This is a genomic window from Plantibacter sp. PA-3-X8 (genome assembly GCF_003856975.1).
Classification (GTDB): Bacteria; Actinomycetota; Actinomycetes; order Actinomycetales; family Microbacteriaceae; genus Plantibacter; species Plantibacter auratus.
Window position 1 is genome coordinate 3,149,439 of sequence record NZ_CP033107.1, and the last position, 24,037, is coordinate 3,173,475.

At 71.1% G+C, this 24,037-nt stretch carries 23 protein-coding genes; 10 read left to right on the forward strand and 13 right to left on the reverse strand.

The window, feature by feature from the left end; translation table 11 throughout:
* Positions 1-24 precede the first annotated feature (24 nt).
* Positions 25-861 carry a DUF1206 domain-containing protein gene (locus EAO79_RS14860; RefSeq protein ID WP_124769434.1) on the forward strand — a complete coding sequence of 279 codons (837 nt, stop codon included), beginning with the start codon at positions 25-27 and terminating at the stop codon, positions 859-861.
* A gap of 92 nt (positions 862-953) precedes the next feature.
* Complete coding sequence (locus tag EAO79_RS14865) at positions 954-2,792, forward strand: DEAD/DEAH box helicase (RefSeq protein ID WP_124769435.1); 1,839 nt, start codon at positions 954-956, stop codon at positions 2,790-2,792.
* An 83-nt stretch (positions 2,793-2,875) separates the two neighbouring features.
* Here the strand turns inward: EAO79_RS14865 and EAO79_RS14870 are convergent, their stop codons facing one another.
* Genes EAO79_RS14870 through EAO79_RS14880 form a run of 3 tightly spaced genes read right to left on the reverse strand, consistent with a single transcriptional unit; the run spans position 2,876 to position 5,525 of the window.
* Positions 2,876-3,439 carry a hypothetical protein gene (locus EAO79_RS14870; RefSeq protein WP_124769436.1) on the reverse strand — a complete coding sequence of 188 codons (564 nt, stop codon included), beginning with the start codon at positions 3,437-3,439 and terminating at the stop codon, positions 2,876-2,878.
* 57 nt (positions 3,440-3,496) lie between these two features.
* A complete protein-coding gene (locus EAO79_RS14875) occupies positions 3,497-4,885 on the reverse strand; it encodes a cell wall metabolism sensor histidine kinase WalK (RefSeq protein WP_241160899.1) in 1,389 nt (462 codons plus the stop codon).
* Positions 4,848-5,525, reverse strand: coding sequence for a response regulator transcription factor (locus tag EAO79_RS14880; protein WP_124769438.1), 678 nt, complete (start codon positions 5,523-5,525; stop codon positions 4,848-4,850). The genes EAO79_RS14875 and EAO79_RS14880 overlap by 38 nt, the downstream gene beginning before the upstream one ends.
* A gap of 122 nt (positions 5,526-5,647) precedes the next feature.
* Between EAO79_RS14880 and EAO79_RS14885 the strand changes: the two genes are divergently transcribed.
* The 6 genes from EAO79_RS14885 (at position 5,648) to EAO79_RS14910 (ending at position 10,919) form a co-directional block, all read left to right on the forward strand.
* Entirely contained in the window at positions 5,648-6,475 is an 828-nt protein-coding gene (locus EAO79_RS14885; protein WP_124769439.1) for an AraC family transcriptional regulator, read from the forward strand.
* Between the two features lie 240 nt (positions 6,476-6,715).
* A complete protein-coding gene (locus tag EAO79_RS14890; protein WP_124769440.1) occupies positions 6,716-7,741 on the forward strand; it encodes an iron-siderophore ABC transporter substrate-binding protein in 1,026 nt (341 codons plus the stop codon).
* Positions 7,741-8,784: an iron ABC transporter permease gene (locus EAO79_RS14895; protein ID WP_236555586.1), complete on the forward strand. Its 1,044-nt coding sequence runs from the start codon at positions 7,741-7,743 to the stop codon at positions 8,782-8,784. Before EAO79_RS14890 ends, EAO79_RS14895 begins: the two co-directional genes overlap by 1 nt.
* Complete coding sequence (locus EAO79_RS14900; RefSeq protein ID WP_241160900.1) at positions 8,781-9,857, forward strand: iron chelate uptake ABC transporter family permease subunit; 1,077 nt, start codon at positions 8,781-8,783, stop codon at positions 9,855-9,857. The genes EAO79_RS14895 and EAO79_RS14900 overlap by 4 nt, the downstream gene beginning before the upstream one ends.
* 34 nt (positions 9,858-9,891) lie before the next feature.
* A complete protein-coding gene (locus tag EAO79_RS14905; protein ID WP_124769441.1) occupies positions 9,892-10,695 on the forward strand; it encodes an ABC transporter ATP-binding protein in 804 nt (267 codons plus the stop codon).
* A 38-nt stretch (positions 10,696-10,733) separates the two neighbouring features.
* Positions 10,734-10,919 carry a hypothetical protein gene (locus EAO79_RS14910; protein ID WP_085514378.1) on the forward strand — a complete coding sequence of 62 codons (186 nt, stop codon included), beginning with the start codon at positions 10,734-10,736 and terminating at the stop codon, positions 10,917-10,919.
* Between the two features lie 6 nt (positions 10,920-10,925).
* Here EAO79_RS14910 and EAO79_RS14915 read toward each other — a convergent pair whose 3' ends face one another.
* Complete coding sequence (locus EAO79_RS14915; RefSeq protein WP_079706065.1) at positions 10,926-11,390, reverse strand: carboxymuconolactone decarboxylase family protein; 465 nt, start codon at positions 11,388-11,390, stop codon at positions 10,926-10,928.
* A 102-nt stretch (positions 11,391-11,492) separates the two neighbouring features.
* Positions 11,493-11,711 (reverse strand): hypothetical protein, encoded by a 219-nt coding sequence (locus tag EAO79_RS14920; RefSeq protein WP_124769442.1) that lies wholly within the window; start codon positions 11,709-11,711, stop codon positions 11,493-11,495.
* A 25-nt stretch (positions 11,712-11,736) separates the two neighbouring features.
* On the opposite strand from EAO79_RS14920, the gene EAO79_RS14925 reads away from it, so the two are divergent.
* Complete coding sequence (locus tag EAO79_RS14925; RefSeq protein ID WP_124769443.1) at positions 11,737-12,282, forward strand: CGNR zinc finger domain-containing protein; 546 nt, start codon at positions 11,737-11,739, stop codon at positions 12,280-12,282.
* Here the strand turns inward: EAO79_RS14925 and EAO79_RS14930 are convergent.
* The 7 genes from EAO79_RS14930 to EAO79_RS14960 all read right to left on the reverse strand — a co-directional run bounded on the left by EAO79_RS14930 (position 12,271) and on the right by EAO79_RS14960 (position 20,809).
* Positions 12,271-13,455, reverse strand: coding sequence for an ATP-binding protein (locus EAO79_RS14930; protein WP_124769444.1), 1,185 nt, complete (start codon positions 13,453-13,455; stop codon positions 12,271-12,273). The two genes, EAO79_RS14925 and EAO79_RS14930, sit on opposite strands and share 12 nt — an antisense overlap.
* A 123-nt stretch (positions 13,456-13,578) precedes the next feature.
* The gene (locus tag EAO79_RS14935) at positions 13,579-14,760 is read right to left on the reverse strand and encodes a M20 family metallopeptidase (RefSeq protein WP_124769445.1); all 1,182 of its coding nucleotides are present in this window, start codon (positions 14,758-14,760) and stop codon (positions 13,579-13,581) included.
* The gene (locus tag EAO79_RS14940; protein ID WP_124769446.1) at positions 14,757-16,421 is read right to left on the reverse strand and encodes an amidohydrolase; all 1,665 of its coding nucleotides are present in this window, start codon (positions 16,419-16,421) and stop codon (positions 14,757-14,759) included. Before EAO79_RS14940 ends, EAO79_RS14935 begins: the two co-directional genes overlap by 4 nt.
* Positions 16,421-17,890 (reverse strand): amidohydrolase, encoded by a 1,470-nt coding sequence (locus tag EAO79_RS14945; RefSeq protein ID WP_124769447.1) that lies wholly within the window; start codon positions 17,888-17,890, stop codon positions 16,421-16,423. Before EAO79_RS14945 ends, EAO79_RS14940 begins: the two co-directional genes overlap by 1 nt.
* Positions 17,887-18,561, reverse strand: coding sequence for an FMN-binding negative transcriptional regulator (locus EAO79_RS14950; protein ID WP_124769448.1), 675 nt, complete (start codon positions 18,559-18,561; stop codon positions 17,887-17,889). Before EAO79_RS14950 ends, EAO79_RS14945 begins: the two co-directional genes overlap by 4 nt.
* Positions 18,558-19,538, reverse strand: coding sequence for a hydroxymethylglutaryl-CoA lyase (locus tag EAO79_RS14955; RefSeq protein ID WP_124769449.1), 981 nt, complete (start codon positions 19,536-19,538; stop codon positions 18,558-18,560). The genes EAO79_RS14950 and EAO79_RS14955 overlap by 4 nt, the downstream gene beginning before the upstream one ends.
* The gene (locus tag EAO79_RS14960; RefSeq protein WP_124769450.1) at positions 19,535-20,809 is read right to left on the reverse strand and encodes a hydroxymethylglutaryl-CoA reductase, degradative; all 1,275 of its coding nucleotides are present in this window, start codon (positions 20,807-20,809) and stop codon (positions 19,535-19,537) included. Before EAO79_RS14960 ends, EAO79_RS14955 begins: the two co-directional genes overlap by 4 nt.
* Positions 20,810-21,011: 202 nt before the next feature.
* Here EAO79_RS14960 and EAO79_RS14965 point away from each other — a divergent pair, with 202 nt between their 5' ends.
* A complete protein-coding gene (locus EAO79_RS14965; RefSeq protein ID WP_206428240.1) occupies positions 21,012-22,814 on the forward strand; it encodes a GAF domain-containing protein in 1,803 nt (600 codons plus the stop codon).
* A gap of 42 nt (positions 22,815-22,856) precedes the next feature.
* Here EAO79_RS14965 and solA read toward each other — a convergent pair whose 3' ends face one another.
* Positions 22,857-23,996: an N-methyl-L-tryptophan oxidase gene (gene solA / locus EAO79_RS14970; protein WP_164486951.1), complete on the reverse strand. Its 1,140-nt coding sequence runs from the start codon at positions 23,994-23,996 to the stop codon at positions 22,857-22,859.
* Positions 23,997-24,037: the final 41 nt, after the last annotated feature.

The window sequence follows — 24,037 nt, forward strand, 5'->3', positions numbered from 1 at the left end:
GAACCCGGCCGCTACCGTGGTCTGATGCCTGAGAACGCACGCGCCGCCGCAGACCAAGCCGCTGGAACCGCACAGAACAGCACGACCCTCCGCACCCTCGCCCGCACCGGCCACGCCGTCAACGGATTGCTCCACGTCCTCATCGGCGGGATCGCGATCTCCATCGCCCTGTCCGGCGCGGGCGGTGGATCCGGCGGCGGCGGTGACGCGGACCAATCGGGTGCGCTCAAGACGCTTGCAGGCACGCCCGGCGGGATCGTGATCATCTGGGTCGTCGCCGTCGGATTGTTCGCCCTCGGTCTCTGGACGGCGATGTCCGCCTTCCTCGTGCGCGAATCCGACACCCGCAAGCGGTGGAGCAAGCGGATCTCGACCGCCGGACGCGCGATCGCCTACCTCGCCGTCGGATCGACCGCGCTGACCTTCGCCCTCGGCGGCAGCCAGGACTCCTCGCAGTCCAGCCAGGGCCTCACGGCGACCCTCCTGTCCTCCCCCGGTGGGGTGTTCGTCGTCATCGTCGTCGGCCTCGTGGTCATCGGCATCGGCGGCTTCTTCGTCTTCAAGGGCGTCACGCGGAAGTTCCTCGAGGACGTCCACCCGCCCACCGGCACGACGAAGCGCGCCGTCGTCGTCCTCGGGGTCGTCGGATGGGTCGCGAAGGGCGTCGCGCTCGTCACGGTCGGGATCCTCTTCATCGTCGCCGCTGCGACCCAGGACCCCGAGAAGGCCTCCGGCATGGACGGCGCCATCTCGGCATTGGCCGCGCTCCCGTTCGGCGTCGTCATCCTGCTCGTGGTCGGCGTCGGGCTCATCGCCTACGGACTCTTCTGCGGTGCCCGGGCGCGCTGGGGCAGCCTCTAGGACGGTGAGGCGGACGCCTCGGGCGACGACGCGGACGGGTCGGCTCCAGACCATGTCCTGCAAACGCTTGCGTTGCGACTACCGTTAGGAGTATGACGTCTTCTGATTCCACGACGCAGCCCGAGGCGGAACCCGCCGGCGCTACGCAGACCTTCTCCGACCTCGGCCTCGACGACGCGGTGCTCAAGGTACTCAAGGACGTCGGCTACGAGACCCCGTCCGCCATCCAGGCGGCCACCATCCCGCTGCTGCTCGAGGGACGCGACGTCGTCGGCCTCGCACAGACGGGCACCGGCAAGACCGCGGCGTTCGCCCTGCCGATCCTGTCCCGCCTCGACATCACGCAGAAGACGCCGCAGGCGCTCGTCCTCGCACCGACCCGTGAGCTCGCCCTCCAGGTCTGCGAGGCGTTCGAGAAGTACGCCACGCACCTGCGCGGCGTCCATGTCCTGCCCGTCTACGGCGGCCAGGGCTACGGCGTCCAGCTGTCGGCCCTCCGTCGCGGTGTCCACATCGTCGTCGGCACGCCGGGTCGCATCATGGACCACTTGGAGAAGGGCACCCTCGACCTCACGGAGCTCAAATACCTCGTGCTCGACGAGGCCGACGAGATGCTGAAGATGGGCTTCGCCGAGGACGTCGAGACGATCCTGGCCGACACCCCGAAGGACAAGCAGGTCGCGCTGTTCTCCGCGACGATGCCGTCGTCCATCCGTCGCATCTCCGCGAAGTACCTGAACAACCCGGAAGAGATCACGGTCAAGACGAAGACCACGACCTCGGCCAGCATCACGCAGCGCTACCTGACGGTCTCGTACCCGCAGAAGGTCGACGCCCTGACCCGCATCCTCGAGACCGAGAACTTCAGCGCGATGATCATCTTCACGCGCACGAAGAACGAGACCGAGACGCTCGCGGAGAAGCTCCGGGCGCGCGGCTACTCGGCGGCCGCCATCAACGGCGACGTCGCCCAGGTGCAGCGCGAGCGGACCGTCAACCAGCTGAAGGCCGGCAAGCTCGACATCCTCGTCGCGACCGATGTCGCCGCGCGCGGTCTCGACGTCGAGCGCATCAGCCACGTCGTCAACTACGACATCCCCGTCGACACCGAGTCCTACGTGCACCGCATCGGCCGCACGGGCCGCGCCGGACGCACTGGTGACGCGATCAGCTTCGTCACGCCGCGCGAGCGCCACCTCCTGAAGGCCATCGAGCGGGCCACCCGCCAGCCGCTCACGCAGATGCAGCTGCCGAGCGTCGACGATGTCAACGCCACGCGCCTCACCCGCTTCGACGACGCGATCACCGAGGCACTCGGCCAGACCGACCGCATCGAGCGCTTCCGCGAGATCATCGGCCACTACGTCTCCCACCACGACGTCCCGGAGGCCGACGTCGCCGCGGCCCTGGCCGTCGTCTCCCAGGGCGAGACGCCGCTGCTCCTCTCGGCCGAGGACGAGCGCCGCCGCCGCGAGGAGTTCGACAACACCAACCGTGGCAACGACCGCGCCGGTCGCGACCGTCGTGACTCCGGCGACCGCGGCTCACGCTTCGACCGCGGCGACCGCGGCGACCGCGGCGATCAGGGCGACCGTCCCGAGCGTCGCAGCCGTCCGTCCAGCGGACCGATGGCTCCGTACCGCATCGCGGTGGGTCGTCGCCAGAAGGTCGACCCGCGTCAGATCGTGGGCGCGCTCGCGAACGAGGGCGGTCTGAAACGCGAGGACTTCGGCGCGATCCAGATCAAGCCGGACTTCTCGATCGTCGAACTGCCGGCGAGCCTCGGCAACGACGTCTTCGACCGTCTCGAGAACACCCGCATCAGCGGCAAGCTCATCGAGCTCCGTCCCGACCGTGGCGGTCCCGCCCGCCGACGCGACGACGAGGGTGGCACGAGCGGCGGCTCGTACGACCGCAAGCCGCGTTCCTAGCTCGCACGCACACGACGAGGGCCGGACGGAATCCCAGGATTCCGTCCGGCCCTCGTCGTTCCGCACCCGGCGGGGTGCGTCCGTCAGTCGCGCGGGTCGAGCACGCTCGTGACCACGGCGTAGTCCGCGTCGAGCGCGACCTCGAGCTCGTCGCCGTTCTCGAGGAGGACGTCGACCTCGAACGCCTCGCCCGGGTCGTCGCTGCGGTCGACGTCGGTCACGGTACCGCCCTTCGCCTCGGCGAGCGCTGCCTTCGAGGCCGCGTCGAACTCGGTGTCGGTGAGCGGCACGTCGTCGGCGTCACGGGCGTCGCGATCATCGGTGGCCGCCGTGGTGTCACCGTCGTCGATGGCGGCGCCGCCGTCGCGGTCGGTGTTCGACGCCGCCGTGTTGCGGTCGTCGTCGTCGTCCCCGAACTCGTCCACCGCGTAGGCGGCGCCGGCTCCGCCGAGGGCGAGGGCCCCGACGACGATCGCGGTGATCCACACGGGCTTCCGGCGCCAGAAGGCCGGCTTGCCGGTGGTCGCCGGGGTCGCGGGGATGGCGGTGTGGTCGGTCGCCTCGACGCGCTCGACGGGTTCGATGCGCTCGGTGGCTGCGGTGGGCTGTGTGGGATCGGTGGGCTGGGAGGCGGTGTGCTCGTTCATGTGCCCCAGACTGTCCGAGGAGCGCTGAAGCGGACCTGAAGCGAGCTGAAGCCGCGTTCAGGAAGCGGACGACGCCGGGAGCGTGACGATGAACGCCGCCCCGCCGAGCGCGCTGTCGACGAGTTCGATCGACCCACCGTGCAGCCGCACGACGTCGGCCACGATCGCCAGGCCGAGGCCCGAACCGCCGGCGTCGCGCGAACGACTCTCGTCGAGGCGGACGAACCGTTCGAACACGTGTGCGCGGGACTCGACCGGCACACCGGGGCCGTCGTCCTCCACGGAGATCCTGACGATCCGACCGTCGGTGGCGGTTCCCAGTCGGACCACGGATCGTGCGTGCCGGACGGCGTTGTCGACGAGGTTCCGCGCCACGCGGGCGAGGAGCACCTCGTCGCCGTCGACCCTCGCCGCCGCGACGGCCGCGGACTCGACGCGCAGTCCACCGGCGGATCGGAGACGAGCAGCCTCCGCCAGCAGGAGGTCGTCGACGTCGACCGTGCGCCGTGCGGCGCCCGTCGCCCCTTCGTCGAGCTTCGCGAGCAGCAGGAGCGACTCGACGAGCCCCTGCATCCTGGCGCCCTCCTCGAGGACCGTCGAGGACAGCTCGGCCGGGTCGACCCGGTCCGGGTGGAGCGCCGCCACCTCGGCGTACTGCCTGATCACCGCGAGCGGTGAGCGGAGCTCGTGCGAGGCGTCCGACACGAACCGCCGCTGCGCCGTCTGGGCGTCCTCGAGCCGCTCGAGCATGCCGTTCATCGTCCCGGCCAGGCGACCGATCTCGTCGCCCGTGGCGGGGACCGCGATCCGTCGATCCAGTTCGCCGGCCCCCAGTTCCGAGACCTCGCGGCGGATCCGCTCCACCGGCGCCAGCGCACGCCCGACGAGCAGCCAGGTCAGGCCGCCGACGAGGGCGACGAGCACGGGGACCGCGATGAGGAGGAGCATCGACACGAGTCCGACGGCGTCGTCGGTCTCCTCGAGAGAGCGGCCCGCGAAGACGACGAGGTCACGGCCGTCGATGTCGACGTCCTCACTGGCGAACAGCACCGGCTCGTCGTCGACGACCGAAACGAACACGTCACCGTCCGGGATCGGCGTCGGGAGCTCGATCTCGTCGTCCGTCCGGTCCACGACACGGCCGTCCTCGACGAGGACCAGGAGTCGACCGTCGTCCTCGGGCAGCGTCGTCACGTCCGCCGCGACCAGCTGCGCCGAGACGCTCTCGGCCTCGGCCGAGGCGCTCTGTTCGACGCCGGAACGGAGCGCCGCGGAGAACAGGCCGACGAACGCGACGGAGCCGACCCCGAGGAACAGTCCGACCGCGAGCACCGATCCCAGTGCCGCGCGGGCTCGGACCGAACGCCACAGCCGCTGTCGGGGCGCGACCGTTCCGTGCGGCCCGCCGTCAGCCACGCCCGCCCGCCAACCGGTATCCGAACCCACGCACCGTCTCGATCGAAGCCCGCTCGAAGGGGCGGTCCACCTTGTTGCGGAGATGCCCGACGTAGACCTCGACGATGTTGGGATCGCCCTCGAAGTCGTCGTCCCAGACGTTCTGCAGGACTTCGCGCTTCGACACCACCTCGCCGCCGCGTCGCATGAGGAACTCGAGGACCGCGAACTCGCGCGAGGTGAGGTCGATCGGGACGTCGCCCCGGTGGACCTGCTTCGACGCAGGGTCGAGCCGCAGTTCGCCGACCTCGAGCACCGCCGGCCGCTCCCGCGATCCACGTCGGACGAGTGAGCGGATCCGCGCGACGAGCACCGCGAAGGAGAACGGTTTGCTCAGGAAGTCGTCGGCACCGGTGTCGAGGGCTTCGACCTGGTCCCAGTCGCCGTCCTTCGCCGTGAGCATGAGGATCGGGGTCCAGTCGCCCGCGTCGCGGAGCTGCTGACAGACGCGGTAGCCGCTGAGGCCCGGCATCATGATGTCGAGGATGATCGTGTCGTAGCGGTGTTCTCCGGCCATCCAGAGTCCGTCGACGCCATTCGCCGCGACGTCCACGGCGAAGCCCTCCGCCTCGAGTCCCCTCCGAACGCCGTCGGCGAGTCGCACCTCATCGTCCACGACGAGTATCCGCATCCGGTGCGACCTCCAGGCTCCGTGCCGGTCGACGGTCGAGCGGCGCGTCCCAGTCTGGCGCGGACAAGCTGAAGCAGCGCTGAAGCGGGACGGTCCGGCGTGGACCCCCGTACGCTGGAGCGGTGCCAGTCCCCGCCGCCGCCGACCCGTGGGAGCAGTCCCTCGACGCGACGGACACGGCACCGGCGCGTCGTCGACTCCCCCTCTATGAGGCGGGCGCGATCCCTGTGCCGTTCGTCATCCGCGGCAACACCGAGCGGATCGCGCGGGACACGCACTGGGACGAGCACTCCCACCCCACGCACGAGCTCCTGTGGAACGATCGCGGCGCATCCACCGCGACCGTCGGAGAGCGCGTCTGGACCGTGACCCTGCACCACGGTCTCTGGATCCCGGCCGGTGTCCGCCACACCGGATGGACCCCGGCCGGCACCTGGCAGCGGGCCGCGATGTTCAGCGTCGACCGCGTCCCCACGATCTCCGAGCAGCCGACCGCGGTGGAAGTGACGCCCTTGCTGCGCCTCCTGCTCGACCGGCTCGGCGACGCCGAGCTCGAGGACCGCGCGCGTGCCACCACCGAGGCGGCCATCGTGGACGTGCTGGAGCCGGCCGAGCACGAACTGCTCCTCCGACTCCCCCGGTCGGCGCTCCTCACACCCATCGCCGAGCGGATGCGCACGAACCCGTCCGACACGACCTCGCTCGCCGAATGGGCCACCCGGCTGGGCGTGAGCACGCGGACGGTGACGCGCGCCTTCGAATCCGAGACCGGGTTGGGGTTCACCCGGTGGGTCGCCGCCGCGCGAGCTCAGCACGCGATCACCCGACTGACGGCGGGTGACAGCATCGACGAGGTCTCGACCGCCGTCGGGTACCGCTCGTCGACGGCGTTCGGGACCGCGTTCCGCCGCGTCACCGGCATGAGCCCCGGGCGATTCCGGAACCGCTGAGGACGGATCGATGCACCCGCGATCGGTTGTCCGATTCGCGAAGGAACACGTCGGATCCGCTCGATTGCGTCAGGGTGGGATGCCAGCTAACTTTGGTTAGGCAATCCTTCATCATCCCCTCCTCGCGTGTGACGCCGGCCGTTCACGGCCGCCATGCCCGACCCCTCGACGACGTCCTCCGACGCCGTCGTTCGTCGTGCCCGCACGCAGGTGTCAGCCAGCAGCACCCGAAAGGACCCCATGCAGCGCGCATCACGTCTCGTCGCCCTCTCCGCGGCGGCGTTCCTCACCATCGGCCTCGCGGCCTGCTCGTCGTCGTCGGCCGAAGAAGGCACCGGCAGTGGCGACGGCTTCACGCCGATCACGATCGAGCACGCCCTCGGCACCACGACGATCGACGCCAAGCCGGAGCGCGTCGCCACCGTGAACTGGGCGAACCACGAGGTTCCACTGGCCCTCGGCATCGTGCCCGTCGGGATGGCCGCTGCGAACTTCGGTGACGACGACGGCGATGGCATGCTCCCCTGGGTCGAGGAGAAACTCGAAGCGCTCGACGCCGAGACCCCGGTGCTCTTCGACGAGACCGACGGGATCGACTTCGAGGCCGTCGCCGACACGAACCCCGACGTCATCCTCGCCGCCTACTCGGGGCTCACGCAGGAGGACTACGACACCCTCACCGAGATCGCCCCCGTCGTGGCCTACCCGGAGACCGCCTGGGGCACGTCCTGGCGCGACACCATCCTCTTCAACAGCGAGGCGATGGGCATGGCCGACGAGGGCGAAGCACTCGTGACGCAGCTCGAGAACGAGATCAGCGACGCGGCGGCGGCGTACCCGCAGCTCGAGGGCAAGACCGCGATGTTCCTCACCCACGTGGACACCAGTGATCTCAGCGAGGTCAGCTACTACACGACCCACGACACCCGCACCGCGTTCTTCGAGGACCTCGGCCTCGCGTTCCCCGAGAGCGTCGCGACGGCCTCCGCCGAGACCGAGTTGTTCTCCCTGACGCAGAGCGCCGAACAGGCCGACGCGTTCAGCGACGTCGACATCATCGTGACGTACGGCGGCGACGAGCTCATCGCGGCACTCGAGGCCGACCCGCTGCTGTCGCAGATGCCCGCCGTCGCGAACGGCGCCATCGTCGCCCTCCCCGGCACCAGCCCCCTCGGAACCGCCGCCAACCCGACGCCGCTCTCGATCTCCTGGATCCTCGACGACTACCTGAAGCTGCTCGCGCAGGCGGCTGACCAGGCGGCGTGATCACCGGTACCGCCACCCCACCCGCCTCGGGTGTCGCCGTCGTGCGACGCCCGAGGCGGGTTCGTGGGCTCTGGCTCCTCGTCGCGGCCCTCGTCCTCCTCGCCGCGATGCTCCTCTCCGTCACCGTCGGATCGCGTGACGTGGAGTGGTCCGCCGTGCTCGGCGCCTTCTCGGGCGGCGTGGACGGGTTCGATCAGGCCGCGGTGGCCAAGCGCATCCCGAGGACGCTCCTCGCCGTCCTCGCCGGTGCCGCCCTCGGCGTCTCGGGAGCCGTCATGCAGGGCGTCACCCGGAACCCGTTGGCCGACCCCGGCATCCTCGGGATCAACCTCGGCGCCTCCCTCGCCGTCGTGACCGGCCTCGCGTACTTCGGGCTCGCAGCGGCGAGTACCACCATCTGGGTCGCGATCATCGGCGCCGGAGCCACGGCGGTCTTCGTCTACACGGTCGGCTCGCTCGGCCGAGGTGGCGCGACACCGCTCAAGCTCGCCCTCGCGGGCGCCGCGACGTCCGCCGCGCTCGCCTCCGTCATCACTGCCGTCGTGCTGCCCCGCGGCGACATCGCGAGCAGTGTGCGGTCCTGGCAGATCGGTGGCGTCGGTGGTGCCACCGTCGTGCAACTCGAGCAGGTGCTGCCGTTCCTGGTCGTCGGGTTCCTCGTCTGCCTGCTGTCCGCACGCGGTCTCAACTCCCTCGCGCTCGGCGACGAGCTCGCCGCCGGCCTCGGTGAACGCGTCGCCATCGCACGCGGTGCGGCGGCCCTCGGTTCGGTGGTGCTCTGCGGGGCGGCGACCGCGGTCACCGGTCCCATCGGCTTCGTCGGGCTCGTCGTGCCGCATGCCTGTCGGCTCATCGTCGGCGTCGACCACCGGTGGCTCCTCCCCTTCTCAGCCGTCGTCGGGGCGATCCTCCTCACCGTCGCCGACGTCCTCGGCCGCATCGTCGCCCGCCCCGCGGAGATCGACGTGGGCATCATCACCGCGTTGATCGGCGCTCCGATCTTCATCGCGATCGTCCGTCGGCAGAAGGTGAGCGCCCTGTGACCGAGCGCCAACCCGTCGCGGCGCCCGGGTTCGGTGGACGGACGCCCTCGACCCTCGACCGCGTTGTCGGTGGACGCCGGGGGCGCCGCCGTCGCCGGGTCGCCGTCATGACCACCCTCGCCGCACTCATCGTCGCGGTCTTCCTGATCTCCCTGATGGTGGGCAACACCTTCTATCCGCCGAGCGACGTCGTGCGTGTCGTCCTCGGTCAGGACGTGCCGGGCGCCTCCTTCACCGTCGGACGGTTGCGGCTCCCCCGGGCGGTCCTCGCGGTCATCGCCGGGGCTTCGTTCGGTCTGGCCGGCGTCACCTTCCAGACGATGCTGCGGAACCCCCTCGCGAGTCCGGACATCATCGGCATCAGCGCCGGGTCGAGCGCGGCCGCCGCATTCGCGATCGTCACCCTCTCCCTCGGCGCGACCGAGGTGTCGGTCTTCGCCATCGTCGTCGGCCTCGCCGTCGCGGTCCTCGTGTACGTCCTCGCCTACCGCGGCGGCGTCGCCGGAACCCGACTCATCCTGATCGGCATCGGTGTCGCCGCCATGCTCGACAGTGTGACGACGTACATCCTGTCGCGGGCAGCCCAGTGGGACCTGCAGGAGGCGACCCGGTGGCTGACCGGCAGTCTCAACGGGACGAGCTGGTCGCAGGTCGGTCCGGTCGTCGTCGCGCTGCTCGTGCTCGGCCCCGTCCTCCTCGCCCAGTCCAGGAACCTCGCCGCGACCCGACTCGGCGACGACACCGCCGCCGCACTCGGCGTCCGCGTCGACCGGACCCGCCTGATCGTGATCGTCGCGGCAGTCGGCCTCATCGCGTTCGCGACAGCGGCGTCGGGCCCCATCGCGTTCGTCGCGTTCCTCTCCGGCCCCATCGCCTCGCGGATCGTCGGACGCGGCGGGTCGATGCTCGTGCCCGCCGCGCTCGTGGGCGCCCTCCTCGTCCTCGTCGCCGATCTCACCGGGCAGTACCTCCTCGGCGCGCGCTACCCCGTCGGCGTCGTGACCGGAGTGCTCGGGGCACCGTTCCTGATCTGGCTCATCATCCGCACCAACCGCGCCGGTGGCTCGCTGTGACCGGCACGCCACCCGACCATCCCGGAGGCACCCTGTGACCACGGAACACCAGCTCCTCGTCGAGCGACTCGCACTCGGCTACGGCGACCGGACCGTCATCGACGGACTCGACCTCCTCGTTCCGCCCGGCCGGGTTACGGCGATCGTCGGCGCGAACGCCTGTGGCAAGTCGACGCTGCTGCGTTCGATGTCCCGCCTACTGACGCCTCGGAGCGGCCGCGTCGTCCTCGACGGTAAGGACGTGCACCGATTGCCGGCGAAGCAGCTGGCACGCACGCTCGGCCTGCTCCCCCAGTCGCCCATCGCACCGGAGGGGATCACGGTCGCCGACCTCGTCGGGCGAGGCAGACACCCGCACCAGGGCTTCCTCTCTCGTTGGAGCACCGAGGACGACGTCGCGGTCGCTGCGGCGCTCGACGCCACCGAGACGAGCGAGCTCGCGGACCGGCACGTCGACGAGCTGTCCGGCGGACAACGTCAGCGCGTGTGGATCGCGATGGCGCTCGCGCAGCAGACCGACCTGCTCCTCCTCGACGAACCGACCACCTTCCTCGACGTGAGCCATCAGGTGGAGGTGCTCGACCTCCTCACCGACCTCAACCGTTCCCGCGGGACGACCATCGTCATGGTGCTGCACGACCTGAACCTCGCCGCACGTTACGCCGACCACCTCGTCGCCCTTGCCGGTGGGCGCCTCCATGCGGCGGGGACACCCCACGAGGTGCTGACGGAGTCGACGGTGCGCGCGGTGTTCGGACTGCAGAACCAGGTCATCACCGACCCGACCTCGGGCAAGCCGCTCATGCTGCCGATCGGCCGTCACCACGTGACGGTCTGAACGGGGGCGTCACCGTCGACCGCGTCTAGGCTGGGCGCATGGGTGATGAGGACCGCAGGAAGCGAGCCGCCGAGCAGGAGGCCCGGGCGCTGCGGGCGCTCGAGTCCATCAGGAACGGCGGCGATCTCGGCAAGGAGACCCTCGACCTCTCGAACGAGTACTCCGACGGACTGCGCACCCGCGTCGCAGCGTGGTTCCGAGGCGCGAGGCGCCGGAAGGACTGAGCGCCCTCAGTCCGCCTGCTCCGGGTGCACCGGGTAGTGGCTCGTGATGGAGACGCGGTTGAAGGCGTTGATGACGATCGCCAGCCACCGGACCGCGGCGATCTGACCGTTCGTGAGCGTCGACAGGTCGTCGTCCGGCAGTCGCCGGCGATGCTGCACGTCTGCGATGAGGGTGACGTCCTCGGTGATCGCGAGTGCGGCCTGCTCCACCGGGCTGAAGTACTCGCTGTCGCGCCAGGCGGACAGGATGGCGAGGCGTTCCGTGGTCTCGCCGAGCGCGATCGCGTCAGCGACGTGGAGACGCAGGCAGTACGCGCAACCGTTGATCTGCGAGGCCCGGATCCGGATCAGCTCGATGAGCCGCTTGTCGATGCCGGCGTCGAGAGCCGCGCGACCCGCGGCGCGGCCGGTCTCGACGAGCGCCTGATAGACCTCGGGTGATTCCTTGTCGAGCCAGACGTCGGCGCTCATGGGGTTCCTCTCGTCACTGGGCGGGTGCGGTCCCGCAGACCACTCCTCCAACGCTAACGCGCGTGGCGGGAGGACGTCAGCGTGGACGGTCTCGGTGATGCGTCACCGCGGCGGGATGTCCTGGCGCGTGACCGGCTCCGCCGGTGCGTCGCCGTGGGGTCGCAGTTCCACCCGACGAATGCCGCAGGCGGCGCACCGGAGGTAGCGCAGCGACCCCTCCGAGGTGGTGTGCGCCGACTCCGTCGCCCAGATGTGGCGGCAGGCGTCGACGGCGTTCGGCGACGGTTCGGAGGACTGCGGGGGTGCGTCGAGGAGGGTCATGACTCCACCATGATGTAATGGCGTTATGCATCTCAACCCTTACGGCTCGTACGCCGTCCTCCTGGCCGCTTCGCTCGCGAACGACTGGCCCGACGACCGGGACGCCATCGTCGCCCGCACCCGGGAGCACGGGATGACGATGCCCTTCACCGAGGTCCCCCATGACCACGCCCGCGTCCGCCGGGTCGTCGACGAGTGGCTGACCGTCGTCGACGCGGCAGACGATCAGGCCAGGGCGGCCGCGCTCAACCGTCAGATGGCCGCTGCGGCCGCGTTCCCGCGGCTGACGGACCATGACGGCGAGGGGTGGCACCTGCACTACCGCGACGAGCACCAGGCGCTCCCCGAGGTCCTCGGCGCGGTGATCAGCGTCGGGACCGCCCTCCACCTGACGACGAGGGGGATGCAGCGTCTCGGTCGGTGTGCCGCGGGGACCGAACCCGGCGACACCTGCCGGCGGGTCGTCGTCGACGTCACCCGCAACGGTCGTCAGCGCTACTGCTCGGTGCGGTGCGCCAACCGGTCGGGCGTCCGCAGGCACCGCGCACGCGCGGGCGGCTCAGGCCGCTGATCGGGCGTCGGGCAACAGGAACCAGACGCTCGCTCCCCCGAGCCCCGACTCGTCGATCTCGATCCGGCCACCGTGCGCCTCGACGATGCGTCGACAGGTCGAGAGGCCGATGCCGAGGCCGGCGACCTCGCTCCCCGCCGCGCGTTCCATGAGGTCGAAGACGCGCTCACGCTGCTCCGGAGCGACACCAGGACCGTTGTCCTCGACCGCGACCAGCACCCCGGCGGAGACCCGCTCGGCCTGCACCAGCACGTGCGGGACGACTCCGGCGGCCGCACTGAACTTCACCGCGTTCGCGATCAGGTTCTGCAGCAGCGCGCCCAGCAACGTCTCGTCGCCGTGCACCTGGAAAGGCGTGTCGACGTCGACGGTCGCGCCGGTCGAGGTGATGGTCGCATCGAGGTCCTCGACCACCGAGGACACGAGCGGCCCGAGGTCGATCGGGGCGCGTCGCGGACGGGCGCCACCGATCCGGGCGAAGTCGAGCAGGTCGGTGATCATCGCCGCCATCCGATCGGCGGCGGACTCGGCTCGCGCGAGCGCCTTCGCCGCGTGCGGCGCGTTCGCCATCTCCGGGCTGTCGGTCGCGAGCTCGAGGAACCCGGAGACCGCCATGAGCGGGTTGCGCAGGTCGTGGCTCACCTGGCCGGCGAACTGGGCGAGCTGCTCGTTGGACTGGCCGAGCTCGTAGGTGAGGCGGAGCAGCTCGAGGACGTCGACGACCTGCCTCGCGAGGAGGTCGAGCGCCTTGCCCTGTTCCGGAGTCAGCTCACGGACACGGTCGTCGAAGATGCACAGGGTGCCGATCGGGACACCGTCGGGGGTGACGAGCGGGCTCGATGCGTAGAAGCGGACGTTGGCGAGCTCACCGGTGACGAAGGGGTTCGCCGCGAAGCGCGGGTCTTCACGAGCGTCTGAAACGATCGTCCGCACCTGCTGTTGGAACACGACCGCGCACATCGAGTCCTCGCGCGAGCAGCTCGCCGGTTCCAACCCGACCGCAGCGATCTGGTGCTGGAACCGGTCGTCGATGATGTTGATGACGGCGGTCGGCACGCCGCACATGGCCGCGGCGAGGTGGACGAGGCTCTCGAGGTCCGTCTCGGGCGGACGACCGACGACCTGGTATTCGGCGATCGCGGAGCGCCTCGTGATGTCCTCTGCGGTGATCACGCGCGCCCTTTCGTCGTCGGAATCCGGAACGTGTCCATGCTACCCATCCAGGGCACATGCGCTGCCCCGACTGTCGGATACGTCCGGGATGTCCCACTCGCCACCCGGACGGTCGACCGTCGCTCAGGCGAGCTGCAGGCGCCTCCAGGCGAGTTCGGCGAGCACCGCGGCCTGCAGGTCCAGGACGTCGTCGTCGAACACCGCGCGTTCGGAGTGCAGGGCGACGGAGCCCTCGTCGGGGGCGGCACCGACGAAGACGAGCGTGCCGGGGACTTCGTCGAGGATGTAGGCGAAGTCCTCCGACGCCGTCGACGGCACCTCCTGGCGGATGACCCGGCCCGGCCCCACGAGTGCGTCGAGCGTGCTGAGGACGAACCGCGTCTCCTCCGGGTCGTTGACGGTGACGGGGTAGGACGCGATGAACGTCGACTCGAGGGTGCAGCCGTGCGCCTCGGCGATCGCGGTCAGCAGCTCAGGCAGCTGCTCACGCACCGTCTCGAGCGTCGCCTTCGACAGCGTGCGGATGTTCGCCTCCAGGCTGACGGCCGAGGCGAGCACGTTGCTGGCCTCGGAGTCGCTGCTCAGCCGGGTGATGGAGATGACGGCCTGGTCGGTGGCCGGAAGTTGACGGGCCGCGAAGGTCTGCACGGCGAGGATGAGGTGTGCGGCGACCGGCACCGGATCGACGGCGAGGTGCGGGAACGCCGCGTGACCGCCCGTCCCACGGACCGTGAGCTGCAACGCGTTGGCACTCGCCATCATGGCGCCCTCCCGCGTGACGAGCTGCCCGCGTGGGATGCTGCAGTCGACGTGCAGCGCGTACGCCGCGACGGGCCGCTCTCCGGCGATGTCGAGCAGACCTTCCTCGAGCATGATCCGCGCGCCGGCCTGGCCCTCCTCCCCGGGCTGGAACATGAACACGACCGTGCCGGCGAGGTCGGCGCGACGGGCGACCAGCAGGCGGACGGCGCCGAGGAGACCCGCCATGTGGAGGTCGTGGCCGCAGGCGTGCATGGCCCCGGAGGTCGACGCGAACGGCAGCCCGGTCGCCTCGGTGACCGGCAGACCGTCCATGTCGGCACGGAGCAGCACGGTGGGGCCGGGGGCGCCGCCCCGGAGGACGGCGACGACCGAGGAGAGCCCGGTGCCCGTCGTGATCTCCAGGCCGAGCCCCGCGAGTTCGCGCAGGATGATCCCCTGGGTCACGGGCAGGTCGAGGCCGATCTCGACCCCCTGGTGCAGCTCACGTCGGACGGCGATCAGCTCGTCGCGCATCGCGGTCGCGTCCCCCTGGAAGCCGGTCATGAGCGGACCCCCTCGTCCTGGGGCGAGCGCCGGTACACCTGCTCGCCGCGGATCCAGGTCTCGGCGACCCGGACGGTGGCGATCTCGTCCGCGGGGACGGAGAAGACGTCGCGGTCGAGGACGGCGAAGCTGCCGTCGTATCCCGTGGCGATCCGGCCGACGCTGTCGAGCGGCGAGAGCAGGCCGGCTCGTCCCGTGTACAGCAGGAGCGCCTGGGCGACGCTGATGGCTTCCTCGGGGACGAAGTCGGCGCCGTTGTAGGCCTGGCGTCGGACGGCGGCCTCGACGGAGAGCATGACGTCGTCGGCGCCGCTCCAGGCGGTGGCCGGGCGGTCGGAGGAGAGCGCGAGCGGCCCGATGGTGCGGAACAACCGGGCGATCGGGTAGGCGTCGGGGACCTGTTCGGCGCGCAGGGCGAGCTCGTAGCCGTCGTATTCGGCGAAGAAGAACACGGTGTGGGTGGCGATCCCGAACGTCATGCGCGCGGAGCGGAGCCGTTCGGCGTACTCCTCGCTGATGATGGTCGCGTGCTCGATGCGGACGGAGGGGGTGCCGTCGAGCCAGGGCTCCTGGTCTTCGAAGAGGCTCGCGACGCGGTCGAGGGCGCGGTCGCCCATGGCGTGCACCGCGAGCTGGACGCCGTTGCGGCGAGCCCAGGCGCCGGCTGTGAGGACGTCGTCGTCCTCGACGAGTCGGAGTCCGTGGTCGCAGGATTCGGGATACGGTTCCGCGACCCAGGCGGTGCGGTTCGAGTAGGCCCCGTCGAGGACGACCTTCACTCCGCCGATGCGGATCCGCCCTTCGCGATCGTCCGGGGTCAGCTCGGCGAGTGGCGCGGAGGGGTCCCAGCCCGGGTAGAGGGCGACGCGGGTGCGGAGCCCCTTGGCGGCAGCGGCGCGGAAGGCGTCGAGGGGGTCGTGCAGTCGGTTGGACAGCAGGTCGCACACGGCGACGATCCCTCGCGAGGCCAGTTCTTCGCCGATCGCGACGAGTGAGGCGACCTGCTCGTCGCGTTCGGGCACCGAGATGAACCTGGCGACCGCGTCGACCGCGGCGATCTCGGTGAGGACGCCGTTCGGTTCGCCGTCCGGTCCGCGTTCGAAACGCGCACCCGAGGGGTCGGGCGTGGTGGCCGTGATGCCTGCGAGCCGGAGCGCCGCGGTGTTGCAGACGGCCGAGTGGGCGTCGCAGCGCCAGACGAGGACGGGGCGTTCTGTTGACACCGCGTCGAGGTCGGCCGTGGTCGGCATCCGTCCCTCGGGGAACTTCGTGTCGTCGAATCCGCGGCCGAGCACCCAGGCGCTCGGCGCGGTCAGCGTCGCCTGGTGCTCTCGCAGCCGCTCCACGAGTCCGTCGATGGAGACCACCGACGGCGGGAAGCACTCGGCGGCAATGGCGGTGGCGGCCATGAGCGCCGGGTGGGTGTGGCTGTCGATGAGGCCGGGGAGCACGGTGCGTCCGCCGAGGTCGACCGAGGGTTCACCTGCGACCGCGGACGCCTCGCCCACCCAGTCGAAGCGGCCGTCGACGATGCGGAACGCGGAGGCGAAGCCCGTCTCGTCGGTGCCGGTGAACACCCGGGCGTTCGTGAAGAGCTGCGAGCGGGTCGGCGTCGCGGTGGGTTGCGGTGTCACGGTGGGGGTCTCCGTCTCAGCTGCCATCAGATCGCGCACCAGGTGAAGCGACCGCCGAGCAGCGTCGCGGCGACCGGCATCGACCGCAGCCGCTCGGCGTCGGCGTCGAACGGGTCGAGGTCCGTGATGACGAGGTCGGCGGGCTGCCCGACCGCGATCGACGTCCGGACGCTCGCGGCCAGGGCCACGTCCAGCGGGAGCCGTTGCTCGGGGTGCCAGGCGTCGCGTCCGTCGCGACTCCGGCTCGTCGCGGAGGCGATCGCCTGCCACGGGTCGAGGGGCGAGACCGGAGCGTCCGAGCCGAGTCGGAGGCCGACGCCTGCGCGGTGCAGGGATCCGAACGCGAAGGCGCGACCCGTGCGGCCGCTCCAGTGGCGGTCGGCGACGTCCCGGTCGTCCATCGCGTGCTCGGGCTGCACGCTCGCGATGAGACCGAGGCTCGCGAACCGGGCGAAGTCCTGCTCGCGCACGAGCTGGGCGTGCTCGATGACGCCGCGCATCCCGAGCGCTTCGAAGGTGTCGAGGACCTCGGTGTTGGCTCGGTCGCCGATCGCGTGGACGGCAGCCGCGATCCCGGCGCCCCTCGCTCGTTCCAACAGTCGGCGGAGTTCGTCGACCGAGACGCTCTCGACACCGCAGGCGTGCGCACTCGACGGGTCGACGCCCGGATACGGGTCCCAGCACCAGGCGGTCCTCGTGTTGAGGGAACCGTCGACGACGACCTTGAGTCGCCCCATGGTGAGGAGTCCGGCCGGGTCGATCGCGTCGCCGGTGCGGAGTCCCGCCGCGATGACGGACTCCAGCCGGTCGGGCCACGCGGCGGCCTCGATCCGCAGGCTCGTCGCGCCGTCCGCGATGCGCTCGGACCATTCGCCGAGATTGTCGGTGTTCTCGAACTCGACGACCCCGACCACACCACGCCGGGCTGCCGCGTCGGCGGCGTCCCGGTAGGCGTGCGCGGCGAGCCCCGAGCGCTGGTCGATCCGCTGCAGCGCCTCGATCCACGGCGCCTCGGCGACGACTCCGCTCGCGTCGAGGTCCAGACCGAGTCGTCGCGCGGCGCGCGTGTTCATCCAGGCGCAGTGCAGATCGCCGCTGACGAGGACGACGGGTACGTCCGATTCGGTGGCCTCCAGCGCGGCGAGCGTCGCCGGCTGCGCCCACAGGCCGTCGCGGAACCCGTACCCCATGAGGAACCCGTCGGTGAGGGGTGCATCGGTGTCGACGGCGCGACGGACGGCCGCGAGGACGTCGGCCGCGCTGGCGGTCTCCGTCAGGTCGATCCGTCGCCGCTGGATCACCCACTGGGTCATGTGGACGTGGGCGTCCCAGAGCCCCGGTCCGATCGTGCGTCCGGCGACGTCCACGACCTCGCCGGACGCCGGGGCCGTCCCTGCCGGTCGGATCTCGGCGATCCGACCGTCGCGGACGAGGATGTCGACGGGCTCGCTGCCGGAGGGTCGTGCGTTCCGGAGCGTGAGGTCGGTCGCGGTCACCGTGCCGGTGTCCCGTCGTCGGTGGACGGTGCCGCTGTCCCAGAGTCGAGCCCGTGGAGGGCCGCCATGCGGGCGGCGAGGCTCGGGTTCCGGTACGGACCCGGCTCCCCGAGCGCCGTGATCACCCGTTCGACGACCTCGGCCGGCTTGTCCTGGCTCATCTTCTCCTTGGCCTCGAACCGGGTCACGCGCAGGCGGAATCCGACCGTCCCATGGACGATGCGTGCCGCGTACTCGCTGTTCGCGATCGTCCCGTTCATGAGGTACGGCTCGGGCAACACGCGCTCGAAGTGGGCGACGAGGCGGTCGAGCACCTGCAGGTTCTCCTCGTCCGAGAGCAGTTCGGGCACCCCGTACAGGTGCGCGACCGCGAAGTTCCAGGTGGGGACGGCCGGCGACGTGTCGTACCAGCTCGGCGACACGTACCCCTGGGGGCCGTAGACGATCACCATGGCCTCGTGCTGACCGAGCTCGTGCAGTCGCTCATCGGGCCGCCCGACGTGGCTGAGGAGCACGATCCCGTCCTCGTCCTCCTCGAGCAGGACCGGATAGTGCGACGAGACGAGCCCACGACCTGGGACGTGACTGACGACCGTCGCCCAGGGGTGCTCGCGCACCAGCGCGCGGACCGCTTCGACGTCGCCCTGGACGTACTCGGTGGTGTGCCTCATCTGCCGCCTCCTGCGGTGCTCGGGGTGTCGACCGCGGACGCTGCGGCCGCCAGGGCCGTCGCCACGTTCGAGGGGGCTGCGACGCCCCGGACGCGCGCCAACCAGGCGGTCGTCGCGGCGAGGGCCCCGAGGTCGAGCCCGGTCTCGATCCCGAGCCCGTGGAGCATCCACACGAGGTCCTCGGTTGCGAGGTTACCGGTGGCGCCCTTCGCGTACGGGCAGCGACCCAGGCCACCCACGGAGGAGTCGAACTCGGCGACGCCCAGCGAGAGCGCCGCGTACACGTTGGCGAGTCCCTGCCCGTAGGTGTCGTGCAGATGCAGCGCGACCGCCTCGACCGGGATCCCGGCGGCGAGCACGTCCCGGACGACCCGGGTCGTGAGCCCGGGCGTCCCGACCCCGATCGTGTCGCTGACGGCGACCGTCGAACACCCGGCGCGGTACAGCCGCACGGCGGCCTCGACGACCGTCGCCGGATCGACCGCACCCTCCCAGGGGTCCCCGAACGCCATCGACACGTAGCCGCGCACCGGCACGCCCTCCGCGGTCGCGGCGGCGACGACCTCCTCGGCCCGTTCGACGGCACCCTCGCGCGAGGTGTTGAGATTGGCCCTGGCGAACGACTCCGACGCGCTCACGACGACGGAGACCTCCCGGACACCCGCGGCGATCGCCCGATGCAGGCCGCGCAGGTTCGGCACGAGGCCGACCGCCCGCGCACCCGTCGGCACGTCGAGGCCCGCGACGAGCCGTTCCGCATCCGCGAACTGCGGGATCCAGGTGGCCGGCACGAAACTCGTCACCTCGAGGTCCCGCGACCCCGCCTCGTACAGACGCCGACAGAGCTCCGCCTTCACCGCCGTCGGCAGGATGTCCGTCTCGGCCTGCAGCCCGTCGCGCGGCGCCACCTCGTAGACGCGCACCCGCGTCGGGAGACCGTCGACCGGTTCCATCCGGGGCTGCGGCAGGCCGCTCATGCCGAGGTCGCCCGGAGCTCGTCGAGCACCTCGCGTGCGTACTCGACCCGGATCCGACGGTCAGCGACGATCCTCGCCGCGACCGCCCCGATCTCGTCCACGGTCGCACCGGCGCTCGCCGCGATCGTCCGGGCATGCAGGGTCATGTGGCCGCGCTGGATGCCCTCGGCGGCGAGCGCCCGACACGCGGCCAGGTTCTGGGCGAGGCCCACCGAGGCGATGACGGCCGCGAGTTCCCGGGCCGTCTCCACGCCGAGGAGGGTCACGCCCGCTTGCGCCGTCGGGTGTGCCTTCGTCGCTCCGCCGACGAGTCCGACGGCCAGTGGGACCTCGATCGTGCCGACGAGGTTCCCGTCGGCGTCCTGCTCGAACTGCGACAGCGCCGCATAGCGACCGGACCGCGCCGCGTGGGAGTGACAGCCGGCCTCGACCGCCCGGGTGTCGTTGCCCGTGGCGAGGACGACGGCCGTGATGCCGTTCATGATGCCTTTGTTGTGCGTGGCCGCCCGGTACGGGTCGGCCTCGGCGAACGCGCTCGCGGCGACGATGTCGGCGACGACCTGCGCACCGCCGAGGAGGTCGGCGTCGAACACCGCCCTGGCTCGGGTGATGCGCTGGTCGGCTTTGTTCGTGAGGATCCGCAGGAGGGTCCGCGATCCGGCGATCTCGGCGATGCGGGGTGCGATCGCCTCGGCCATCGTGTTCACGGCGTTCGCGCCCATGGCGTCGCGGACGTCGACGTGGAGGTGGACGATGACCTGTGTCCCCACCCGCGTCGGCAGGATCCGCACGTCGATGTCGCGGGCGCCGCCGCCGAAGGAGACGAGGATCGGGTCGAGCTCGTTCGCGAGGGCGAGCAGTTCGTCGCGGGCCTCGAGGACGCGGAGCCGCGCGGCGTGCGGGTCGACGGCGTCGAGGATCTGGATCTGCGCGATCATGACGTCGCCCGACGACGACGTCCGGAACCCGCCGTGCACGCGCGCGATGCGGGCGGCGTTGGATGCCGCGGCGACGACGCTCGGCTCCTCGGTCGCCATGGGGACGAGTCGGTCCTCGCCGTCGATGGTGAAGTTCGTCGCGACGCCCACCGGGACGGCGATGACGCCGACCACGTTCTCCACGAGGTGGTCCGCCTGGGCGATCGACAGACCGGCATCGGGTCGCAGTGCGGCGAGCGCTTCCGCCGCGATCCCGGCCCCCTCGGCGACGAGGTCGAGCCGCTCGTCCGGCGTGTGGTCGCGCAGCCCCTGGATTCGGCTGTTTCTCGGCATGGGTCGCCCTTCGGTACAGGCAGACACCGGATCCTCGGTGCTGCGGTCAAGACGACCCTAGGAGCGGTGATCGTCGACGACGATGGGCGGATGACTTAGCGGATCGGCGATCGTGTGGGCGGATCCCACACCCCGCTGGACCGGCCGTCGCCTTAGACTCCTGAGGGACCAGTCAGGAGACCCGATGCGAGAGCCTGCCGACGTGCGAACGACCACCGACCTCGTCGACGCCGAACCCCACGACACCGAGCGGGAGCTGATCCGGCTGCGACGCCGCGAGCACGAGCTCTCAGCCCTGTTCTCGAGCGCCCGCGAACTGGCCGAGCTCCGCGACAGCGACGCCGTGCTCGCCAGACTCGTCCAGCGCGCCCACCAGATGATGGGCGTCGATCTGGCCTACCTGTCCGAGTTCGACCCGGTCACCCACGAGTTGCGGGTCCGCGAGACGAGTGGCTCCGTCAGTCCGTCCTTCCAGACACTCCGGGTGCCTCCCGGGCGCGGACTCGCGAGCGTCGTCGTCGAATCGCGCACGGCCCAGTGGGTCGCGGACTACTCCGACTACTCGACCGATCGACACGAGCGCGGCATCGACGACGCGGTCGCAGCGGAGGGGCTCGTCTCCCTGCTCGGCGTGCCGATGCTCACGAGCGATGACGTCCTCGGCGTCCTCTTCGTCGGCAACCGCGACCGGAAGGACTTCTCCCCCGACGAGGTCGCGCTCCTGGCGGCGCTCGCGGACCACGCCTCGGTCATCCTCCAGACGACGCAGACCCTCCGCGACCTGCAGGACTCCGAGGACGCCAGCCGACGGAACCTGGCGGACCTCACCGCCCACCTCGTCGAACGCGACCGGGCGAACACCGTCCACCAGGAGCTCGTCCAGGCGGTCCTCGCCGGGGGCGGATTCGCACCCGTCGCGGAGACGCTCGCAACCGCACTCGGCCGTGCGGTCGCCGTGACCGACGCGCAGGACCGGGTGATCGCGGCAGCCGGTCTCCCGCTCTCCCCCGGCATGCTCGACCTCGACGACGTCACCCGCGCGGCCATCACCGACAGCCGTCGCTCCGGCCACTGCGTCCTCGTCGCGAGCGGCGGTGTCGGAGCGGTCGCCGCCCTGTCCGCCGGCAGCCGGCACTTCGGCGCCCTCATCCTCGGTGACGGCGACTTCGAGCTCGGCGCCGTGGACCTCCGCACCGTCGAACGCGCGGCGCAGGTCGCGGCACTCCTCGAACTGCAGCAGGAGGCGGCTTCAGGCGCGGACCACCGGGTCCGCAGCGAACTCATCGCCGACCTCCTCGACGACGTGCCCGAACGCCGATCCGACGTCGAACGACGAGCCAGGCGCCTCGGCATCGACCTGCACGAACTCGACTCCCTGCTGCTCCTTGCCGTCCCGGGAGACCAGCAGACCACCGCCGCCCGAGCGCTCGGCCGCCGACTCGACGACCATGCGCTCGTCGGCGAGTACCGCGGGTACGTCGTCGCCGCACACGCCTCCGACCGTCAGCCGCTCGACGCCGACGCCGTCCGCCGACACGTCGCCGGCAGCATCCAGCAACCCGTCGTCGCCGTCGTGCCCCGCACCGCTCCCGACGCCCTCACCTCCGCGTTCACCAGCGCGATGCGCACCGCCAGACTCATCGCCGCACTGGAACTCTCGGACCTCACCGCATCGACCGACGACTTCCTGCCCTACTCGGCGATCTTCGACACCGATGCGCGGGCGCTCGCCGACTTCCTGCGCGACACCATCGGACTCGTCCGGCGCTACGACGCCGAGCGGAACGCCGACCTGCTCGGGACGCTGCGTGCGTTCGTGCGGAACAACGCGAGCCCCACCCGCACGGCGCGCGCCCTGAACTTCCACACGAACACGATCCTCCAGCGGCTCGACCGGCTCGACCAGGTCCTCGGAGCCTCCTGGCGCGAGGACGAGCGCATGTTCCGGCTCGGCATCGCCGTCCGCCTCGACGAGCTCCGCGAGCAGTTGCAGGCCGGACGGTAACCTGCAGCACTCGGACCGGCCCGCTCCACGCCGAGCTCCGGATCAGCTCGCGGAGGTCGGCATCGGTGAGACGCGGTCGGCGCTGCGGGCGTGGGACGGGGCGAAGCTCGAGATGTCGTCGCTCGTCTCCCCGTCGAGCGCGAGCTCCGCGAGGATGCGTCCGAACGCGGGCGTGAACTTGAAGCCGTGACCGGCGGCGAGGGCGACGATGACGTCCGGGTGCTCCTCGAGCGGGCCGAGGACGAAGTTCCGGTCCGGGGTGAGCGCGTACTGACAGGTCACCGTGCGGAGCTCGGGGCCCGACGCCGGCACGAGGTCCGCCATGAAGCCGGCCAGCTGCCCGGTGAGGTCCGGCGACGGGACGAAGGTGCGCTCCGCCGGCGACATGCGGTTCTCCGAGACGTCGCGTGCGGCCTTCACCGTCGGTTCCCCGAAGGTCGGGAAGCCGTAGTAGCACTCCTCGTCCTCCCAGATCCACACCGGGAACCGCTCGCGATCGAGCTGCTCGGCGTCGGCCGGGCGGAAGTAGGTGACCTGCTCCTGCATGACGTCGAGTGGGATCGCCGCGCCAAGGGGTTCGAGCAGCTCGTTCGCCCAGGCATCGGCGGCCAGGACGACCTTGCCGGCACGCACCGGGCCGCTGGAGGTCTGCACCACGACCCCGTCGCCGTCGGGGGTCAGCGCGTCGACCCGGGTGCGGTCGCGGATGTCCGCCCCGAGTGCTCGAGCACGGAGCTGCAGCGTCGCGACGGTGCGCGCCGCGTGGGCGATGCCGGTGTCGGCGGTGTAGACGGTCTCGACGTTCTCGGGGATCCGGAACTGCGGCCACCGCGCCTGCACCTCGGCCGGCGTCAGCAGTTCGTGCGGGACACCGCACTCCTCCAGGGCCGCGGTGAAGTCGGTGGCCGAGTAGGGCCCGTCGACGGGCAGGAAGATGACCCCGCCGGTGATGGTGAGCAACCGCTCGCCCGATTCCTGCTCGAGGTCGGCCCAGTCGCGGTACGCCGACTGCGCGAGTCGCACGTACTGCGGAGCGCCGTACGACGTCCGGACGATCCGCGAGGTGTCGTGCGAGGCACCGCGGACGTGCCCGAGTTCGAACTGCTCGAAGGCGACGACCTTCGCGCCCCGACGGGGCGAGGTGGTAGGCGGCGGCGCTGCCGAGAGCTCCCATACCGACAACCGCGACGTCGAACGATTCCATCCGGTGGTGCTCCCTCGTG

Bases quoted from the DNA above. Each gene is read 5' to 3' on its own strand.
- EAO79_RS14860 (WP_124769434.1), top strand. From the start codon at position 25: ATGCCTGAGAACGCACGCGCCGCCGCAGACCAAGCCGCTGGAACCGCA.
- EAO79_RS14925 (WP_124769443.1), top strand. From the start codon at position 11,737: ATGCATCTCAACCCTTACGGCTCGTACGCCGTCCTCCTGGCCGCTTCG.
- EAO79_RS14920 (WP_124769442.1), bottom strand. From the start codon at position 11,711: ATGACCCTCCTCGACGCACCCCCGCAGTCCTCCGAACCGTCGCCGAAC.
- EAO79_RS14890 (WP_124769440.1), top strand. From the start codon at position 6,716: ATGCAGCGCGCATCACGTCTCGTCGCCCTCTCCGCGGCGGCGTTCCTC.
- EAO79_RS14870 (WP_124769436.1), bottom strand. From the start codon at position 3,439: ATGAACGAGCACACCGCCTCCCAGCCCACCGATCCCACACAGCCCACC.
- EAO79_RS14915 (WP_079706065.1), bottom strand. From the start codon at position 11,390: ATGAGCGCCGACGTCTGGCTCGACAAGGAATCACCCGAGGTCTATCAG.
- EAO79_RS14960 (WP_124769450.1), bottom strand. From the start codon at position 20,809: ATGCCGAGAAACAGCCGAATCCAGGGGCTGCGCGACCACACGCCGGAC.
- EAO79_RS14910 (WP_085514378.1), top strand. From the start codon at position 10,734: ATGGGTGATGAGGACCGCAGGAAGCGAGCCGCCGAGCAGGAGGCCCGG.
- EAO79_RS14940 (WP_124769446.1), bottom strand. From the start codon at position 16,421: ATGGCAGCTGAGACGGAGACCCCCACCGTGACACCGCAACCCACCGCG.
- EAO79_RS14955 (WP_124769449.1), bottom strand. From the start codon at position 19,538: ATGAGCGGCCTGCCGCAGCCCCGGATGGAACCGGTCGACGGTCTCCCG.
- EAO79_RS14950 (WP_124769448.1), bottom strand. From the start codon at position 18,561: ATGAGGCACACCACCGAGTACGTCCAGGGCGACGTCGAAGCGGTCCGC.
- EAO79_RS14935 (WP_124769445.1), bottom strand. From the start codon at position 14,760: ATGACCGGCTTCCAGGGGGACGCGACCGCGATGCGCGACGAGCTGATC.
- EAO79_RS14865 (WP_124769435.1), top strand. From the start codon at position 954: ATGACGTCTTCTGATTCCACGACGCAGCCCGAGGCGGAACCCGCCGGC.
- EAO79_RS14880 (WP_124769438.1), bottom strand. From the start codon at position 5,525: ATGCGGATACTCGTCGTGGACGATGAGGTGCGACTCGCCGACGGCGTT.